General features: G+C 33.6%; 17 protein-coding genes. 10 read left to right on the forward strand and 7 right to left on the reverse strand.

Going from position 1 to position 16127, the window contains the following annotated elements; genetic code table 11:
* Positions 1–2 precede the first annotated feature (2 nt).
* Positions 3–563 (forward strand): gliding motility lipoprotein GldD, encoded by a 561-nt coding sequence (gene gldD / locus ACM55H_RS07505; protein ID WP_416835929.1) that lies wholly within the window; start codon positions 3–5, stop codon positions 561–563.
* 100 nt (positions 564–663) lie between these two features.
* Here the strand turns inward: gldD and ACM55H_RS07510 are convergent, their stop codons facing one another.
* A complete protein-coding gene (locus ACM55H_RS07510; RefSeq protein ID WP_416835930.1) occupies positions 664–1047 on the reverse strand; it encodes a heavy-metal-associated domain-containing protein in 384 nt (127 codons plus the stop codon).
* 106 nt (positions 1048–1153) lie between these two features.
* On the opposite strand from ACM55H_RS07510, the gene ACM55H_RS07515 reads away from it, so the two are divergent.
* Positions 1154–2020, forward strand: a complete 867-nt coding sequence (locus ACM55H_RS07515; RefSeq protein ID WP_416835931.1) for a DMT family transporter — start codon at positions 1154–1156, stop codon at positions 2018–2020.
* A 95-nt stretch (positions 2021–2115) separates the two neighbouring features.
* On the opposite strand, the gene ACM55H_RS07520 is transcribed toward ACM55H_RS07515, so the two are convergent.
* Entirely contained in the window at positions 2116–3531 is a 1416-nt protein-coding gene (locus ACM55H_RS07520; protein ID WP_416835932.1) for a M16 family metallopeptidase, read from the reverse strand.
* A 13-nt stretch (positions 3532–3544) separates the two neighbouring features.
* A complete protein-coding gene (locus ACM55H_RS07525; RefSeq protein ID WP_416835933.1) occupies positions 3545–4870 on the reverse strand; it encodes a M16 family metallopeptidase in 1326 nt (441 codons plus the stop codon).
* A gap of 264 nt (positions 4871–5134) precedes the next feature.
* Here ACM55H_RS07525 and rplU point away from each other — a divergent pair, with 264 nt between their 5' ends.
* A complete protein-coding gene (gene rplU, locus ACM55H_RS07530) occupies positions 5135–5560 on the forward strand; it encodes a 50S ribosomal protein L21 (protein WP_039108679.1) in 426 nt (141 codons plus the stop codon).
* A gap of 23 nt (positions 5561–5583) precedes the next feature.
* Positions 5584–5850: a 50S ribosomal protein L27 gene (gene rpmA, locus ACM55H_RS07535; RefSeq protein ID WP_035669638.1), complete on the forward strand. Its 267-nt coding sequence runs from the start codon at positions 5584–5586 to the stop codon at positions 5848–5850.
* A 300-nt stretch (positions 5851–6150) separates the two neighbouring features.
* On the opposite strand, the gene ahcY is transcribed toward rpmA, so the two are convergent.
* Positions 6151–7467, reverse strand: a complete 1317-nt coding sequence (ahcY, locus tag ACM55H_RS07540) for an adenosylhomocysteinase (RefSeq protein ID WP_039108681.1) — start codon at positions 7465–7467, stop codon at positions 6151–6153.
* Between the two features lie 252 nt (positions 7468–7719).
* Between ahcY and ACM55H_RS07545 the strand changes: the two genes are divergently transcribed.
* Positions 7720–8391, forward strand: a complete 672-nt coding sequence (locus ACM55H_RS07545) for a 4'-phosphopantetheinyl transferase family protein (RefSeq protein ID WP_416835934.1) — start codon at positions 7720–7722, stop codon at positions 8389–8391.
* 38 nt (positions 8392–8429) lie between these two features.
* Here ACM55H_RS07545 and ACM55H_RS07550 read toward each other — a convergent pair whose 3' ends face one another.
* From ACM55H_RS07550 to ACM55H_RS07560, 3 genes are all read right to left on the reverse strand, one after another.
* Positions 8430–8819, reverse strand: a complete 390-nt coding sequence (locus ACM55H_RS07550) for a group III truncated hemoglobin (protein WP_416835935.1) — start codon at positions 8817–8819, stop codon at positions 8430–8432.
* Positions 8816–9103 carry a hypothetical protein gene (locus ACM55H_RS07555; protein WP_416835936.1) on the reverse strand — a complete coding sequence of 96 codons (288 nt, stop codon included), beginning with the start codon at positions 9101–9103 and terminating at the stop codon, positions 8816–8818. The genes ACM55H_RS07550 and ACM55H_RS07555 overlap by 4 nt, the downstream gene beginning before the upstream one ends.
* A gap of 75 nt (positions 9104–9178) precedes the next feature.
* Positions 9179–9775, reverse strand: coding sequence for a Crp/Fnr family transcriptional regulator (locus ACM55H_RS07560; RefSeq protein ID WP_416835937.1), 597 nt, complete (start codon positions 9773–9775; stop codon positions 9179–9181).
* Between the two features lie 94 nt (positions 9776–9869).
* Here ACM55H_RS07560 and ACM55H_RS07565 point away from each other — a divergent pair, with 94 nt between their 5' ends.
* The 5 genes from ACM55H_RS07565 to ACM55H_RS07585 all read left to right on the forward strand — a co-directional run bounded on the left by ACM55H_RS07565 (position 9870) and on the right by ACM55H_RS07585 (position 16114).
* Positions 9870–10589: a phosphoglycerol geranylgeranyltransferase gene (locus ACM55H_RS07565; protein WP_416835938.1), complete on the forward strand. Its 720-nt coding sequence runs from the start codon at positions 9870–9872 to the stop codon at positions 10587–10589.
* A gap of 14 nt (positions 10590–10603) precedes the next feature.
* Positions 10604–11239, forward strand: a complete 636-nt coding sequence (gene pnuC / locus ACM55H_RS07570; RefSeq protein ID WP_416835939.1) for a nicotinamide riboside transporter PnuC — start codon at positions 10604–10606, stop codon at positions 11237–11239.
* Positions 11188–13314 (forward strand): DUF4301 family protein, encoded by a 2127-nt coding sequence (locus ACM55H_RS07575; protein WP_416835940.1) that lies wholly within the window; start codon positions 11188–11190, stop codon positions 13312–13314. The genes pnuC and ACM55H_RS07575 overlap by 52 nt, the downstream gene beginning before the upstream one ends.
* A 2-nt stretch (positions 13315–13316) precedes the next feature.
* On the forward strand, positions 13317–13721 hold the full coding sequence (gene arfB / locus ACM55H_RS07580) for an alternative ribosome rescue aminoacyl-tRNA hydrolase ArfB (RefSeq protein WP_416835941.1): 405 nt from the start codon (positions 13317–13319) through the stop codon (positions 13719–13721).
* 239 nt (positions 13722–13960) lie between these two features.
* The gene (locus ACM55H_RS07585; RefSeq protein WP_416835942.1) at positions 13961–16114 is read left to right on the forward strand and encodes a TonB-dependent receptor; all 2154 of its coding nucleotides are present in this window, start codon (positions 13961–13963) and stop codon (positions 16112–16114) included.
* Positions 16115–16127: the final 13 nt, after the last annotated feature.

Raw genomic sequence — 16127 nt, forward strand, 5'->3', positions numbered from 1 at the left:
AAATGTTTAAAAAAATAATCACTTTTTCAACTATACTACTGTCATTATTGAGCATTAGCTGCAAAGACGATGTTGTACCAAAACCATCCAGTTATTTGCGATTGGATTATCCGGAAGCAAAATATGTGAATTTCGAAAATGAATGTCCATTTGCTTTCGAAATGAATTCGGAGGCTGTTATCAAAGGGGAGAAAGATTGTGGATTTACTATTACGTATCCAAAAATGAAAGCCACTATTTATCTGACTTATAAGCCAGTAAATAATAATATCGCGAAATTATTGAAAGACGCTCAAAAATTGACTTATGAGCATGTGATAAAAGCAGATGATATATTAGAGCAGCCGTATTTAAATCCTCAAAAAAAGGTATATGGCATGTTTTATCAAGTGGATGGGAATGCGGCGACAAACTCTCAATTCTACGCAACAGATAGTACAAAACATTTTGTAACTGGTTCTGTTTATTTCTATGCAAAACCTAATTTTGACTCTATTATGCCAGCCGCAAGCTATGTCAAAAATGATATGCAAAGGTTAATGGAAACCTTAAAATGGAAATGATTTTTATAGAAAGTTTCAATAAAAACAATTTCTTATATGGTTCAATAAAAAAAGCTTCTCAATTGAGAAGCTTTTTTTTTATGAAATGAAATAATTTCGATTAGGACTTCATATTCGAAACCTTGTATGTTTTACCATCAGCAGTTGCCTCAACAACTTTAGTCAGGCTTTCAGGATTTTGAACCGTTTTGTCAAAAGTTACAGTTGCCAGTTTTTTATCAAAATCGACGGTAGCTTTTTGTACACCATCCAAATCAGATAATTCGCTTTCTATTGTTTTTGCACAACCAATCGCACAAGTCATCCCGTCTACTTTGAAACTGGCTGTTTGCAAATTAGCGGCTGCAATTTCTTTTTTAACTTTCGGAGCGGTAGTTTCTTTTGAAGCTGTTAGAGTTGTAGTGGCTTCTTCAGTGTTTTTTTTGCAACTTACAAATAATAGACCTGCAAGGGCTATCGCTGCTATTGATTTTGTGAAATTCATTTTTATTTGGATTTAAATTAAAGGTCTAATTATCAGCTGCAAAATTAATGAAAAAAAGAAGCCCTATTTCATAAAATTATTACAATTTTGGGGCAAAATTAGATTTATGAATGCAAGACAATTGAAATGGGTTTACTTGATGATTCTTGCCTTAATCTGGGGAAGTTCATTTATATTAATAAAAAAGGGATTAGTAGGTTTAACTGCTTTGCAATTAGGTTCTTTGCGAATCTTGTTTGCAGCGATTTTTTTGTTATTGATAGGGTTTAAAAGTTTAGTAAAAATTCCAAAAGAAAAATGGAAATATATTGCACTTACTTCGTTGTTTGGAACATTCACTCCTGCATATCTTTTTGCCATTGCCGAAACTGAAATTGACAGTTCCATAACCGCGATTCTTAATTCCCTGACTCCATTAAATACTTTGATTTTGGGAGCAATGGCTTTTGGGATAAATTTCAAAAGAAGTCAGGTTTGGGGCGTTTTTATAGGACTTGTAGGGAGTATGCTTTTGGTTTTTAATGGAGCAATAAACCATCCCGAACAAAATTATTATTACGCTATTTTGGTTATAGTCGCTTCTGTTTGCTATGCCATAAACGTCAATTTATTGAAAAAATATTTGCATGATTTGAGCCCGTTGAGTATTACTACCGGGAATTTCGCATTTCTGTTGTTGCCAACATTACTTATTTTATTTTTCTCTGGTTTTTTTGATGTAATTCATGTTAAAACGGTACAGCATTCGGTTTTGTTTATTATGATTTTGGGAGTAGTGGGAACTGGAATTGCTAATATTCTTTTCTTTAAGCTGATTCAAATGTCCTCGCCGGTTTTTGCTACTTCGGTAACGTATCTAATTCCAATAGTTGCTTTCTTTTGGGGATTATTAGACAATGAAATGTTGACACCAGTTCAGTTTTTTGGCGCTTTTATTATTTTGATTGGAGTTTACTTATCGGCAAAAAAGTAGTTTTCAGATTGCGGATTGCGGGTGATACAATAGTAAAAAAACAAAGGCTATCTTAAAGACAGCCTTTGTTGGTTTTTAAAATAAAACTATTGATTTTATTTGTAAACGGGTTTTTCTACCGAATTTCCATAATTATCAAAGTAAAATATTGGAATTTTTAGTTTTTCCAATCCTGGAATCACTTCTGATCCTTTTCCTGCAATAATTATTCGGGTATTGTCTAAAAGGAAATACTTGTTGGCAGCACGAAGAATATCATCTGGCGTTACAGCGTTTATGGTTTTGATGTAATTTTCATAAAAATCAGCGGGAAGATCTTCGGTTTCTATGTTTAAGGCATACCGTGCAATTGCCTGAGGTTTTTCTACCTGCATTACAAAGCGTCCTATATATCCTGCTTTTACACTTTTAAGTAATTCAGGAGATACCTTCTCGGTTCTTATTTTTTTAATTTCTTTGATGAATTCAACAACTGCACTATCGGTAACGGTACTTTTTACAGCAGATGTTGCTCTCAATTTAGTAACGTATTTTCCAGAGCCGATGATTGCATTTGCGCCATAAGTCCAACCATTTTTTTCTCTTAAATTCATATTGAGGTAACTATTGAAATCTCCGCCAAGAATATAAGTAGCAATAACTGCAGGGAAGAAGTCTTTGTCGCTCATTTTTAAATTCACCGTATTTACTAATGAAATCTCTGATTGAACTGCATTAGGGACATCAACAAAATTGATTTGGGTAAAAGGTACATTTTGGGGAGCGGCATAGGTTAGTTTTGGAGCGCTTCTTTTTTCCCATGAACCAAAAAGTTTTTCAACAATAGGTTTAACATCGTCATATTTAATATCTCCAATAATTACCAAATATCCATTTTCGGGAACGAAGTAGTTTTGATAATTGGATTCCACATCAGCAAGCGTTACGTTTTTAAGTGTTTCTTCGGTCATGTATTCGCCCGAAGGATGATTTTTTCCAAAGGCAAGCGCATCAACCACTCTGTTAGCAATTGCAGGAACGCTTTTTTCCTGAGCTTTGAGTCCTTCTAATAATTTGGCTTTTTCTTTGTCAAATTCTTCTTGGGTAAATTTTGGATGCAATGCTCCTGAAGCCATAAGTTCTAAGATTCTTCCTGAATATTTAGAAAGGGAACTGGCATAAGCGCCTTGCGAACTAAAATTGATGTTGGCGCCCAAAAAATCAATTTCTTCGTTGAAAGCATCTTTTGCAATTTTTACACTTCCGTTTCCTATTAGGTTATTGCATAATTCATCGACACCTTTTTTATTGCCTTCTGCAAATGGAGCGTTGTCTAATGCAAGATTAAAAGTTACTCTGGGTAATTTGTGATTTTCTACAATCATTACTTTTAAACCATTGTCTAAAGTAAAGGTTTGCGGTTTTTTTATATTTACGACTGGAGAAGTTCCAGGTTTTGGTTGTGGACGATTTTGTGCTTGCATGATTCCTGTTATGAACAAAATGAATAATAGAATAGTTGTTTTTTTCATGATTGAAAAGGTCTTAATTTCGAGCCTCCGCTTTTGAAGGAACATAATCCAAAATAAGTCTTTGATTTGGATTTAAATATTTGTTGGCTACATCTCTAATTTCTTCACGTGTTATGGAATGAAATAAATCAATCTCTGTGTTAATCAAATTCACATCGCCATAAAGCAAATAGTAAGTCGCTAGATTTTCGGCAATTCCTTCCAGGTTTCCATTCTTATTCACAAAACGATTGTCAAATGTATTTTTTAATTTTTGAAAATCTTTCTCCGAAATCAATTCGGTCTGGATTTTTACAATTTCCTCGTCAACTTCTTTTATTAAATCAGCAGAAGTGTGTGTTCCCATTGGTAGGCCATACAAAATATACATACCGTAATCTTCCTGACTAAAACCAACAGCATCAATTTGTAAAGCCATTTTTTTCTCGTCAACAATTTTCTTGTATAGTTTAGAACTTTTCCCGTCGCTTAAATAAGAGGATATTAAGTCCAATACTCTGGCGTCTCTCGTTTTCATCGAAGGAGTTCTGTAAGTAGCTACAACCATTGGAATCTGAATATTTGAATCCTCGTAGGTTGCTCTTATAGTTTGTGTAATAGGTTCTTCGGTGAAAATTTGTTTTTTTATTTCCTTCCCTTTTTGGATTGATCCAAAATAGCTCTGAATCCATTCTTTAGCTTTGTTTTTTTCGAAATCTCCTGCCACTACCAAAACTGCGTTGTTTGGAATGTAAAACTTCTTATTAAAAGCCTGGAATTCTTCTAAAGTGGCGGCATCCAGATGTTCCATCGAACCAATTGTTGTCCATCGATAGGGATGGTTCTTAAACATATTTTCTTTTACAGCGCCAATAATATTTCCATAAGGTTGATTATCGTAGCGACTTCTTTTTTCTTCTTTTATCACTCCGTTTTGAGTGTCAACGCCTATTTTATTGATTACGGGATGCATTAATCTTTCGGATTCCATCCAAAGTGCCAATTCTAAATTGTTTGATGGGAATACTTCATAATAATAGGTACGATCATCAGAGGTGTTGGCATTATTTATTCCGCCATTTGAAGTGACGATTTTGAACCATTCACCACGTTTAATATTTTCAGTTCCTTCGAATAAAAGATGTTCAAAAAAATGGGCAAATCCAGTTCTGTCCGGTGTTTCATCTTTAGAGCCAACATGGTACATGACAGAAGTTACTACCACTGGTGCTGATGGATCGTTATGTAATATGACATGCATGCCATTGTCTAAATCATATTCTTCGAAAGCTATTTTTTGAGCCGAAGCTATTCCTCCAAGCATAAGTGCAGTACTTAACATTATTATTAATTTTTTCATACGGATTAATACATTTCTATTTACAATAGATAAAAACGAAAAATATTTATACCTCAAAAATACCTTTTTTTAATCATGATTGTCTGATGATTTAAAGTTTCAGTTAATTTTAACAAATTTTGACTGGATAAATACTGTTTAGGAATATATAAAGTGTTGAAAAACAAACTTTAAAACAGATGAAGTATTTTTTTGCTTGAGGGATTGCAGGATAAATATTTAATTGTATATTTGCAACCTTAAAAATTATTAAAACAATTCAGTATGTATGCAATCGTAGAGATAGCAGGGCAACAGTTCAAAGTAAGCAAAGACCTAAAGGTTTACGTTAACCGTTTGACAAATGAAGAAGGTTCGAAAGTTTCTTTCGACAAAGTTTATTTGTTAGATGATAACGGTACAATCACAATAGGCGCCCCAGCTATAGAAGGTGCTTCAGTAGAAGCTAAAGTGTTACAACACTTAAAAGGAGATAAAGTTATCGTTTTCAAAAAGAAAAGAAGAAAAGGATACAAAAAGAGAAACGGTCACAGACAATATCTTACTCAAATTGTAATTGAAGGTATTACTGGTGTTGGTGCTAAGAAAGCAGCTCCTAAAAAAGCAGCAGTTGAAGCAACTACAGAAGAAGAAGTAGAAGCTCCTAAGAAAAAAGTAGCTAAAGCTAAAAAAGAAGATACACAAGAATAATAACAAAATAAAACTAATACGTCATGGCTCACAAGAAAGGTGTCGGTAGTTCTAAGAATGGTAGAGAATCAGAATCAAAACGTTTAGGTGTTAAGATTTTTGGTGGTCAAGCTGCTATTGCTGGGAACATCATCGTAAGACAAAGAGGTTCAAAACATAATCCAGGTGAAAACGTTTACATCAGTAAAGATCACACACTACACGCAAGAGTAGATGGAGTTGTTTTCTTCCAAAAGAAAAGAGATAACAAATCTTATGTTTCTATACTTCCATTCGAAGTTGAAGCATAATTGATTTTCTCAATTATTAAAAAACCCGTTTCGAAAGAAACGGGTTTTTTGTTTCCTCACCCCGGCCCTCTCCAAAGGAGAGGGAGGTGATAGACGAAATTGATAGGTTTTATTTTTTAGAATTTTTTGTTTTTATTCCTTTTCGAGTACTTCGTTTATTTGTTTGTGAAGTTCTGGGATTTTATTTTTAACAGCATCCCGACCCGTAGTTTTTACGAAGGGTCACGCCCAAAACCAAAAAACCCTCACATTTCTGCAAGGGTTTTATAAATCTGAAATCGCTAATCAGCAATCTAAAATCTAGTATCTGTAATATTCTGGTTTGAAAGGACCTTCAACTGGAACACCAATATAATCAGCTTGATCAACACGTAAAGTCTCTAATTCAACACCTAATTTAGCTAAGTGTAACATTGCTACTTTTTCATCTAAATGTTTTGGTAACATATACACGTCATTGTTGTATGCCGCGCTGTTTTTCCACAATTCGATTTGAGCTAAAGTTTGGTTAGTAAATGAGTTACTCATTACAAAACTTGGGTGACCTGTTGCACAACCAAGGTTTACCAAACGACCTTCGGCAAGGATAAGAATGTCTTTTCCAGCGATAGTATATTTGTCAACTTGTGGTTTGATTTCGATTTTTGATGCACCGTGGTTTGTGTTCAACCAAGCCATATCAATTTCGTTATCAAAATGTCCAATGTTACAAACAACAGTTTTGTCTTTCATTTTTTCGAAATGACTTCCCAAAACGATATCTTTATTTCCAGTAGTTGTGATGATAATATCAGCAGTTGCGATAACTGTATCTAATTTCTTAACTTCAAAACCGTCCATTGCAGCTTGTAAAGCACAAATTGGGTCAATTTCAGTAACGGTAACAATAGAACCAGCACCTCTAAAAGAAGCAGCAGTTCCTTTACCTACGTCACCATAACCACAAACAATTACTCTTTTTCCAGCTAGCATCAAGTCAGTTGCACGACGAACCGCATCAACTGCAGATTCTTTACAACCGTATTTGTTATCAAATTTCGATTTAGTAACCGAGTCATTTACGTTGATAGCCGGCATTGGCAATGTTCCAGCTTTTACTCTTTCGTACAATCTGTGAACACCAGTGGTAGTTTCTTCAGATAATCCTTTGATACCAGCAACCAATTCCGGGAAACGGTCAATAACCATATTCGTCAAATCTCCACCGTCATCAAGAATCATGTTCAATGGTTTTCTGTCTTCACCAAAGAATAATGTTTGCTCAATACACCAGTCAAAATCAACTTCGTTCAAACCTTTCCAAGCATAAACTTGAATTCCTGCAGCAGCAATTGCAGCAGCAGCTTGATCTTGAGTAGAGAAAATGTTACAAGAACTCCAAGTCACTTCAGCACCAAGAGCGATTAAAGTTTCAATCAAAACCGCAGTTTGGATTGTCATGTGCAAACATCCTGCAATACGAGCACCAGCAAGTGGTTGTTCGTTTTTGTATTCAGCACGAAGCGCCATTAAACCTGGCATTTCAGCTTCTGCTAGTTCAATTTCTTTTCTTCCCCAAGCCGCTAGAGAAATGTCTTTAACTTTGAAAGCCACAAAAGGCATAGTTGTAGTACTCATTTATAGTATATTTGTAATTGTAAAATTTTTTGCAAATTTACGTAATAACTTTAGAATTTTACTGTTTTCTAAAAGATTTATGAATTGTTTAATTCGCTAATCTTTTGAACATTAACGAAATAATTTCTTTAAGCTGAACTTGTTTCAGTTTCTGGAGCTATTTCCCGTTATTCGCTATATCTTTTTACACGCAAAAAAGCGTGAAAAAAGGATGCCGCTGCTACCGGGGCTAAAAAACAAAACCTGAACACGATGCCGCTTTTCAAAACCATAAACTTCAATTCCACCACCCAAATTCTCGTTTGGGAAGTAGCCGAATCCTATGCGGAGTTATTAGAGCAAGTGGTCTTAAATGATAGCAACCGCATACGGCTCGACGGAATGAAATCTGAAATGCACCAACGCGCTTTCCTTAGTGTTCGTAAATTATTGCAGGAAACGGGGCACACGGATTTAGATTTGTATTATGATGAATTTGGCAAACCACATCTTAATGGGGAGAAACATATTTCTATTACACATTCCCATAATTTTTCGGCAATAATCATCAGCGACAAGACCGTAGGAATCGACATCGAATTGCAAAGGGACAAAATCATTCGAATCGCAGATAAATTCTGTGACTCGGAATTTCAATTCTTATCCCGAAGTTTGGGTGTCGAAAATAAAGAGGAGTACATCAGGAAATTGACCGTGATTTGGGGTGCCAAAGAAGCCATTTTCAAAATCCGTAACGAAAAAGGAATCAGTTTCAAAGATCATATCAAAGTCAACTCTTTCGAACTAAACGTTAAACAAACTATTGCCGAACTTCACTTTGATAGTTTGGTCAAAAATTTCAAAATTCATTTTGAAGAAATAGACCCGAGCGATAGCGAACAGGAGAAGCAAAATTTCACCTTAGTTTATGCGTTTGAAAACTAGTGTTCTGAGTTCGTTTTTTTAGCCAAAAACTAAATAATTTACACTTTACTTCTGCTTTCAAAAATATTCATATAAAGAAAAGTACCCATTTTTCGGGCTCTTCGTTTCAGTATCTCGACATTTTCACCTTCAAAAAGTTCATCTAAAGTTTCAAACCATAAGTTCAGCCAAATGCCAAATTCATTAGGCGAAATCCGATGGTCAAAATGTTTGTCCACTTCGTTATGAGCCGCAATGGGATTTCCTTGGTATTTCTTTATCGCAAATAAATTCATTTCCCAAAAATCCGTCAGCTTTTCTAAATGTTCATCCCAATTGGTGATAGTTTCATTAAAAAAGAAACCGATTTCTTTGTCGGCTCTTATTTTAGCGTAAAATGAATGGACGAGAAGGGTTAAGTCGTCTCGGTTTTCAATTGTTTTTTTCATAATGCAACATTATTCAAAAAGATAAACAAAACGCTACAAAGCACGCTTGTAATGATGAGATTGAATACTAATTTATGGCTCATTTGTGATAATATAGAAGTGTTTACTAACATGCAAATTAAAACAATAATGGCTAATTGTGTCATTTGTAAAATAGAAGTGCCGTTAGAAAGAATGAACATTGCAGCTGCTGCACCAAGACAACTTTGTCCAATAACTGCCATTGTTGAAGAGCCAATAAAATTTTGTTCAAAATTTTCGAATGTTTTTTTATAGAGTGTCATAATATGTGAATTTTATATAGCAAATTTAGCGACACTTCTATCCAGTTTTTTATGACTTAAATCATAAAGCGAAAATTAACGGTACACTTTTCGGTTAATGATTTTCAAAGTTCCTTTTTTTTCTAATGATTTAATGGCTCTAATGACGGTTTCTACACGTAGTCCGGTTAAATCACCAATTTGCTGGCGGGTTAAATCAATTCGGTATCCGTTTTTATCTTCTTTGAAATTAAAATAAGCAATGGAATAATCAATTAATCGCAATACTCTATGTTCCGGTTCGTGAGTGGAAATCTCAGCCGCCATAACCGATTTATAATGCAAACGCTGCGCTAAATTTTCAATCACCTTTATAGATTCTGATGGATTTTCGTTTAGCAATTTCATAAAACCATCTTTTGAAATACTAAGGATTTCGGTATCTTCAACAGCTATTGCATTGGCTGGATAGGGCCGATTTAAAAATAAAGGTGGTTCTCCAAAACTTTGATTTTCATTAAAAAAACCTTGAATGAATTCACGACCATCATCGTTATAATTATTCATTTTTACTTCTCCGGAAAGTATTTGATAATAATGTATCGCTTGATTGCCTTCTTTGAAAATGGTTTCTGTTTTTTTATACGATTTTCTAATGGCGCCATATTTTTCCAATAATTCAGTAGCTATCATAATTGCAGTTGTTTTTTGTTCAGAATCCTGTAACAAATATAATTGATTCAAAATAGTTCTTAGACTTCAAAAAAACTTTTACTTTTACAGCTATATGAAACAAAAGATTTACAATCAACTACTCCAAGCCAAGTTGGAAAATAAAAAAATGTTGGCCATTCTTCTGGATCCTGATAAAGTGGTTTTGGAAAACCTGGATCTTTTAATTTCAAAAATCAATCATTCGCCAGCAACGCATATTTTTATTGGTGGAAGTCTGGTTACAACTAATATTCTAGAGGAGTTAATTGTAAAGATTAAACAAAATTGTGATTTGCCAATCGTTCTTTTTCCAGGAAATCCTTCCCAAATTTCAGATAAAGCAAATGCGATTTTATTTCTGTCGCTAATTTCAGGAAGAAATTCCGATTATTTAATTGAGCATCAGGTAAAAGCGGTTCCCATTTTGAAACAAACCCAACTCGAAATTATTTCTACCGGATATATTTTGATCGAAAGTGGCAATGAAACCGCCGTAGAACGCGTTAGTAAAACCAAACCATTAGACCGCAATAATATTGATTATGTAATTCAAACCGCACAAGCAGGTGAAATGTTGGGAAATAAATTGATTTATCTGGAAGCTGGAAGCGGTGCAAAACAAGCTGTTCCTCTCGAAATGATTAAAAAAGTAGCTCAAAATATTGAAATTCCATTAGTTGTTGGAGGCGGAATTGTAAATTTGCAAGGAATTCAAAAGACGTATGATGCAGGAGCTGATTTGGTGGTTATAGGAACCGCTTTTGAAAATGACTTGAATTTTTTTAATGAATAATTTAAAATATCCTAATGATAGAATACTTTTTTTCTCAATATGCAACATATTCAACATTAGATATTATTCTGGAAATTGTGGCAGTAATTTTTGGTTTATTCAGTGTTTGGTACGCAAAAAAGGATGATATTTTGGTTTTTCCAACAGGACTGGTAAGCACATTTATTTATGTATACCTATTATGGAAATGGACTTTATGGGGTGATATGATGATTAATGGCTACTATTTCATAATGAGTATTTATGGTTGGTACCATTGGACAAGGAAAAAAGGCGACACAGTCGAATTTCCAATTTCAGTAATTTCTAATCATGAAAAACGAATTGCCATAATTATCTTTATATTTACGGTCGCATTTGTGGTTTCTGTTTATCACTATTTTGATAAATTCACTACTTGGTATGCTTATGTTGATACCTTTATAACAGGTATTTTCTTTATAGGAATGTGGCTTATGGCCAAAAGGAAAATCGAGAATTGGATATTTTGGATTATTGGAGATGTCATTTCCATTCCTTTATATTTTGCAAAAGGTTTTACCTTTACAAGTTTTCAATATATAATATTTACAATTGTTGCCGTTTATGGCTATTTAGAATGGAAGAAAACCTTAAACAGCTCCAGCAAACTGGAACTATACAAATCATAAAAATTGCCCTTTTTGGCCCAGAAAGTACAGGTAAAACTACATTAGCAAAGCAACTCGCCGAATATTACAAAACGGAATGGGTTCCTGAATTTGCACGGGACTATCTTCAAGAGAAATGGGATGAAAATCACGGCATTTGCAATGTTAGTGACATGCTACCTATTGCTTACGGTCAAACAAAACTAGAAAACGAACGGTTATTGTCCGCCAATAAGTACCTTTTTTGTGATACTAATTTAATGGTTACTAAGGTTTTTTCAGAAGTTTATTATGACTATTGCGATCCATTATTAGACCAAGCGGCTCTTACCCACGAATATGATTTATTTTTCCTGACTGATATTGACGTTCCTTGGGAAAAAGATGATTTAAGAGATAGTCCTGAAGAAAGAGAATCAGTGTTTGCCGTTTTTAAGCAAGCTTTAATTGATAATAAGAAACCATTTATTACGCTTTCCGGAGATAAGGATTTACGATTAAACAAAGCTATTTCTATCATTGATGATTTGACAGAAGCTAGGAAAATGGGTTTTTCTTCTGTTGATTTCGTTCAAATTTATGAAAAGGAAATTCCATTGAAAAACATCAAAAAACAATTGAATTTTTTTAGAAACGGAATAGCAAAGAGTAATCTGGTAGGACCTGCAACCTTATTAAACGGAATTTTAAAAGTATCTGAAAGTGATTTTAAAGAAAAGGCAACTTTTTTTGATAAAAACAAATCAAATTTTAAACTGGAGAAATTTGTTCCTGCTTCTGGAGCGGCAAGTAGAATGTTTAAATTTTTGATTGCTTTTTTGAATGATTTTGATATTGAAAATGAAAGTATCAATGCCTATATAAACAAGAAAAAAGATACTGAGTTGTCTATTTTTATAGTTGGTTTAGAAAAATTTCCATTTTTTAAGACAATTGATAAGAAATTAAGAGAAGAATTCTCTGATTTTGAATCTCTTGACAAGGATAGTAAAAACTATTATTTCATAAAATTACTTTTAGCAAAAGATTTTTTTGATTTTGCCAATAAACCTAAAGGAGCACTTCCTTTTCATAAATATCAAAAGCGTATTGTAACCCCTGTTGAAGAGCATCTTCATGAGTGCATTTATTATGCAAGTTCGAATAACAGTTCAAATATGCATTTTACAGTGTCAGAGGCGCATTTGGGTCAATTTGAAACCATAATTAATGCCATTAAAAGTGAAGCCGAAAGAAAATCAGAAACAGCAATAAATGTAAGCTATTCGTATCAAAATAAGAATACGGATACCATTGCAGTAGATTTTGAGAACAATCCATTCAGAGATGAAAATGGAAGATTGTTTTTTAGACCGGGAGGTCATGGTGCTTTGATAGAAAATTTAAATCAACTAGATGCCGATATTGTATTTATCAAAAATATCGATAATGTAATTCAAAACAATATCGAAAAAACCGCAAGGTATAAAAAAGCATTAGCAGGAATCTTAATGGAATTGCAAGAACAAATTTTTAAGTATTTGCACGCAATCGATACTAAAGAAATCCAAGAAGAATCTATTGATGAAATATTGCTTTTTTTGGAGGAAAAATTAAATATTAGAATCCCATTCGATTTTTATAAACTTAGTTTTGAAAATAAAATAATCGAAATAAAGTCACTTTTAGACAAACCTATACGAGTTTGTGGAATGGTAAAAAATGAAGGAGAAGCTGGAGGTGGACCATTTTGGGTAAAAGATGATGAAGGGACTATTTCGTTACAAATTGTAGAAAGTTCTCAAGTTGATTTATCGGATGAAAATCAAAAAAATATTCTTAATGCTTCCACTTATTTTAACCCTGTAGACTTAGTTTGTGGAATTAAAAATTACAAAAAGGAGAAGTTTGATTTGACTCAATTTGTAGATCACAATAGTGGTTTTATTGTGGAGAAAACTACTTTTGGAAGAGCAGTTAAATCATATGAATTACCTGGTTTATGGAATGGAGCTATGGCAAATTGGATTACCATATTTGTCCAAGTTCCTTTAATTACCTTTAATCCGGTAAAAAGTGTAAATGATTTATTAAAATCAGCACACCAACCGCAATAAAATTGGAAAAAGAAAAAATCATATCAGAATTAAGTTTCAAAGCTGTTCGTAGTAGTGGTGCCGGCGGACAAAATGTAAACAAGGTTTCTTCTAAAGTAGTTTTGACTTTTGATTTGAAAAACTCACAAGCATTGACTGAAGAGGAGAAATTGCTACTGGAAACTAAATTGTCTTCAAGGTTAACAACGGATTTAGTTTTGATTTTAAACTGTGATGAAGATCGCAGTCAACTTAAAAACAAAGAAATTGTAATCAAACGATTTTTGGAAATTATAAAAAATGGCTTAATTGTTCCCAAAGAACGTAAACCCACTAAAATCCCAAAATCAGTTATTAGAAAGAGAATAAAAGATAAAAAGAGTGTGTCTGAAGTTAAGAAAAATAGGAAAAAACCAAATTTAGATTAGGTCATTTTTACTTTTATTTTCTAAAGTTTTAAACTTTAAACAAAAAAAACTACTTTTGCATCGTCTCAAAGGGGTGCTCTAAATAACGAGCTGAGATTATACCCAAAGAACCTGGACAAGTAATGTTGTCAAGGGAAAAAATGACAAAAAATAGCGTCTACACTATCATTTGTCATAGGAAACAATCATTTTAATTTAACAAAAGAATAATTCCCCCTTTTATTCGTAATTTTTTACGGATGAACACTTTATTTTATTTTATTGGCCACAAAGGCGCAAAGGCACAGAATCCAAGATTTTTGATGTCTGTTATCTTTTCTCTATTATCTATTTATTCCTTTTCTCAGGTCAAAGACACCACCAAGGTAAACCAACTCGATGAGGTCTTGGTTTCTGCAGTTCGTGTTACTTCAAAAACTCCGGTTAGTTTTAGTAATTTAGATAAAAAAGAACTCAAGTTCCGAAACTTAGGACAAGACATTCCTATTTTGATGAATTATTTACCGTCTGTTGTTACTACTTCTGATGCTGGAAATGGAGTAGGATACACTGGAATCCGTGTTCGTGGTAGCGATGCGACAAGAGTAAATGTCACTATCAATGGAATTCCTTATAATGATTCTGAAAGTCATGGAACCTATTGGGTAAATATGCCAGATTTTGCTTCTTCTGTAGAGAGTTTGCAACTGCAACGCGGGGTAGGAACTTCAACAAATGGAGCAGGTGCTTTTGGAGCGAGCTTAAACATGTTGACGGATTCCTATTCTGATAAAGCAACGGGAGAAATTTCTAATTCTTTTGGAAGTTTTAATACTCAAAAACATACCGTGAAATTCAGCACAGGATTAATGAATGACCATTTTGAAATTGCGGGGCGTTTGTCAGCATTAAAATCAGATGGTTATGTTGATAGAGGAGCTTCTGACTTGAAATCCTATTTTCTTCAAGGAACTTATGTAGGGAAAACTACTTTGATTAAAGCGTTGGCTTTTGGAGGAAAGGAAAAAACCTATCAATCTTGGAACGGAATTGACGAGGCAACTTTAAATAGTGACAGAACGTTTAATTCAGCAGGGATTTTTACAGATGAGTTAGGTAATATAAGATATTATAATAACGAAACGGATAATTACCAACAAGATCATTATCAATTGCATTGGAACGAAAAAGTATCCAGTAATTGGAGTACGAATTTAGCTTTTCATTATACTAAAGGAAAAGGATATTATGAAAATTATAAAGAAGACGCTGACTTCTCTAGCTATGGATTAACTCCAATAGTTATTAATGGTGCAACAATAAATACTACCGATTTAATTCGTCAAAAATGGTTGGATAATGATTTCTACGGAACTACATTTTCTGCAAATTATGCAATTGAAAAACTGGATATCATTTTTGGAGGTGGTTATAATAAATATGAAGGGAGTCATTTTGGAAAAGTAATATGGGCAAGATACGCCTCCCAGAGTGAATTGGGAGATCATTATTATGATGATTTTGCAACTAAAACTGATGGTAATGTTTTTGCAAAAGCAAATTATCAAATAACGGACGGAATAAGTTTATTTGGAGATTTGCAACTTAGAAATGTACATTATAAAGCTGATAGTCCAGAAACAGGTTCAGTAAATGATAACTTTAATTTCTTCAACCCAAAGGCGGGATTGAATTTTGATATCAATGCTAATAATAAGCTATACTTCTCCTATGCAAGAGCCAATCGTGAGCCAAACAGAACGGATTATGAAGGCGGAAATGCTAAACCAGAAAAGTTGAATGACTTTGAATTAGGTTGGAGATATGTTGCTGATAAAGTGAAATTCAATTCGAATGTGTATTATATGGCCTACAAAGACCAGCTGATATTAACTGGGAAATTAGATGATGTAGGAAGTCCAATTCGTTCTAATAGCGAAAAAAGTTACCGTTTAGGACTGGAAGTTGATGCTACAATTGCGGTGTCGAAACAATTTATCATCCGTCCTAATTTTACTTTAAGTGCGAATAAGAACATTGATTTAGCAGTTGAAGGGGAGCATTACGGAACTACTGATATTGCTTACTCACCATCAGTTATTGTTGGGAATATTTTGGTTTACAAACCTACAGAAAACTTTCAGATTTCTTGGATGCAGAAATTTGTAGGAGAACAATACATGAATAATATCGAATTACCAGCTGCAAAATTGGCGGATTACTTCGTTAATGATTTGAATATTGCTTACGAAATTAAACCAAAATCAGTTTTTAAATCAATTATTGTGACTGGTTTAGTAAACAATGTTTTAGATAAGAAATATGTTTCCAATGGGTATATGTGGGATGTTTATCCGTACTATTATCCACAAGCTGGAATTAACTTCTTGGCTGGGTTAACGCTGAAATTTTAGATTGTTATTGGGT

Origin of the sequence: Flavobacterium cryoconiti, assembly GCF_048158645.1 — a bacterium.
GTDB lineage: Bacteria > Bacteroidota > Bacteroidia > Flavobacteriales > Flavobacteriaceae > Flavobacterium > Flavobacterium cryoconiti.

What these genes read in the sequence shown, in the direction of transcription:
- ACM55H_RS07585 (WP_416835942.1), top strand. Translation starts at nt 13,961, where the DNA reads ATGAACACTTTATTTTATTTTATTGGCCACAAAGGCGCAAAGGCACAG.
- rplU (WP_039108679.1), top strand. Translation starts at nt 5,135, where the DNA reads ATGTATGCAATCGTAGAGATAGCAGGGCAACAGTTCAAAGTAAGCAAA.
- ACM55H_RS07560 (WP_416835937.1), bottom strand. Translation starts at nt 9,775, where the DNA reads ATGATAGCTACTGAATTATTGGAAAAATATGGCGCCATTAGAAAATCG.
- ACM55H_RS07510 (WP_416835930.1), bottom strand. Translation starts at nt 1,047, where the DNA reads ATGAATTTCACAAAATCAATAGCAGCGATAGCCCTTGCAGGTCTATTA.
- pnuC (WP_416835939.1), top strand. Translation starts at nt 10,604, where the DNA reads ATGATAGAATACTTTTTTTCTCAATATGCAACATATTCAACATTAGAT.
- ACM55H_RS07550 (WP_416835935.1), bottom strand. Translation starts at nt 8,819, where the DNA reads ATGAAAAAAACAATTGAAAACCGAGACGACTTAACCCTTCTCGTCCAT.
- rpmA (WP_035669638.1), top strand. Translation starts at nt 5,584, where the DNA reads ATGGCTCACAAGAAAGGTGTCGGTAGTTCTAAGAATGGTAGAGAATCA.
- gldD (WP_416835929.1), top strand. Translation starts at nt 3, where the DNA reads ATGTTTAAAAAAATAATCACTTTTTCAACTATACTACTGTCATTATTG.
- ACM55H_RS07515 (WP_416835931.1), top strand. Translation starts at nt 1,154, where the DNA reads ATGAATGCAAGACAATTGAAATGGGTTTACTTGATGATTCTTGCCTTA.
- ACM55H_RS07545 (WP_416835934.1), top strand. Translation starts at nt 7,720, where the DNA reads ATGCCGCTTTTCAAAACCATAAACTTCAATTCCACCACCCAAATTCTC.
- ACM55H_RS07525 (WP_416835933.1), bottom strand. Translation starts at nt 4,870, where the DNA reads ATGAAAAAATTAATAATAATGTTAAGTACTGCACTTATGCTTGGAGGA.
- ACM55H_RS07575 (WP_416835940.1), top strand. Translation starts at nt 11,188, where the DNA reads ATGGAAGAAAACCTTAAACAGCTCCAGCAAACTGGAACTATACAAATC.
- ACM55H_RS07555 (WP_416835936.1), bottom strand. Translation starts at nt 9,103, where the DNA reads ATGACACTCTATAAAAAAACATTCGAAAATTTTGAACAAAATTTTATT.
- ahcY (WP_039108681.1), bottom strand. Translation starts at nt 7,467, where the DNA reads ATGAGTACTACAACTATGCCTTTTGTGGCTTTCAAAGTTAAAGACATT.
- ACM55H_RS07520 (WP_416835932.1), bottom strand. Translation starts at nt 3,531, where the DNA reads ATGAAAAAAACAACTATTCTATTATTCATTTTGTTCATAACAGGAATC.
- ACM55H_RS07565 (WP_416835938.1), top strand. Translation starts at nt 9,870, where the DNA reads ATGAAACAAAAGATTTACAATCAACTACTCCAAGCCAAGTTGGAAAAT.